Consider the following 1588-nt stretch of genomic DNA (forward strand, 5'->3'; position numbering starts at 1 on the left):
AGCCAGTGCTTGGCTCCCTCTCCGCCGTCGCCGGCCCACAGCCCGAGGATCTCGCGTCGGCCCTCGGTGGTGACTGCGAGGGCGACGTAGATGGGCCGGTTCGCGACGGCGCCATCCCTGATTTTGGTTCTGTCGACGATCTTGTGATCCGGACGGGCTGGACTCATCGCGCGAGCAGGACGCGTTTGCGAAGGAGATCGAGGCTGGCCCGGCCGAACATCTGCCGTTTCAGCATCTTCAGCCGGTTGATGTTGCCTTCGACGGCGCCCGAACTGTGAGGAAGGGACAGTCCGTTGCGGACGGCGTCGAAGTCGCGACGGAGGTTGCGGGCGAAGCCCGCGAGTGCGGCGAGGGAGTCTCGTTCGACCTCGGTGATCCAGTCCTCGAGGCGGTCGCCGTGGCGTGCGGTCATCATGACGGCGAACTTCCTGACGTGCCCGGTGAGCCGGTCCAGCTCGGGATCGCGTTCACGCAGCCGGTGCAGCTTGCCGGCGTCCTCGTCCAGCAGGTGTTCGGGGTGAGTCATGATCCATGAAGTGACCTCGCAGACCGACGGAGGCTTCGGTCCCGGATCGGGTGCGTGTCCGCGCCCGGTGCGGTACTGCCGCAGATAACGTTGGACGGCCAACTCGCCTCCGGGGTACCCCTGTTCCTGAATCTCGCGGTAGAGCTGGGTGGCGTTTCTGACGCCTTCGTTCCAGCTCCGGTGCAGGTAGCTGACATGCGGGTCGACGACGTGCGCCCGCTGCAGGCTTTTGGCGACGACGTCGTCCGCGGAGGGGGCGTTAACCAGTTTGCGGACGGTGGCCTGGTGCAGTCCGAGTTTCCGGCCGATCGCCGCCTTCGACATCCCCTGCTGCCACAGCTCGTGGGCGGCAGCATGCTGTTCACGGAGCCGAGTCACGATCTTCAGCTCTGTCGGCGGCTGGACTACCTGCGGTTCGTCGGGAGTGTCTGCGGGTTCCGAAGGCGGTTCGGCCAGACGGGAGCGATGACCGTTCACCGTCTTCTCGACCGCCTGGCCGAGATTGGCCCACAGATGGTAGCGATCAGCGACCTGTTCGGCCTGCGGCGCCCCGATGCGTGCGCCCTCCGCGTAACCACTGGACCGGTCCCGGCAGATCACCTTCACCTCGGGGTGGTCGCGGAGCCATGCGGCGAGTTCTTCGCCCTCGCGCCCGTCGTAGAGATGCAGTGGACGGTGGGTGGCCATGTCGATCAGCACCGTGCCGTAGTGACGGCCCTTGCGGAAAGCGAAGTCGTCGACGCCGAGGACCTCCACCTCGCCGACCTCCGGTTCGGGCAGGGCTCTGACCAGCCGCAGCAGCGTGTCCTTGCCCACGGTGATGCCGACCGCGGAGGCCAGGCGGGCTCCTGCCCGGCCGGCCAGGGCCAGTCCGATCCGCGTCAGCAGCCCGCGCAATAGCGGGGTCTGCCGACTGTGCGGGGTCGTCAGTCCCACGATCTGCTCGGCGAACGTCACCGCCGTGCAAGTGTCCGCGTACGACCTCAGATCCAGAGCTGCGTACGACCTCACATACAGAACTCGGCTGGGGTGATCATGCCACGTTGGCGCCTCCTTCGAGGG

1 protein-coding gene and 1 pseudogene are annotated in these 1588 nt (G+C 66.9%); both read right to left on the reverse strand.

The window, feature by feature from the left end:
* Window positions 1-125 (reverse strand): annotated as a pseudogene (locus AB0D12_RS41295) (transposase); the annotation flags it as partial.
* A 38-nt stretch (window positions 126-163) separates the two neighbouring features.
* The gene (locus AB0D12_RS41300) at window positions 164-1537 is read right to left on the reverse strand and encodes an ISL3 family transposase (RefSeq protein WP_362695246.1); all 1374 of its coding nucleotides are present in this window, start codon (window positions 1535-1537) and stop codon (window positions 164-166) included.
* Between the last annotated feature and the right edge of the window lie 51 nt (window positions 1538-1588).

This window comes from Streptomyces sp. NPDC048479, assembly GCF_040651435.1.
Taxonomy (GTDB): Bacteria; Actinomycetota; Actinomycetes; order Streptomycetales; family Streptomycetaceae; genus Streptomyces.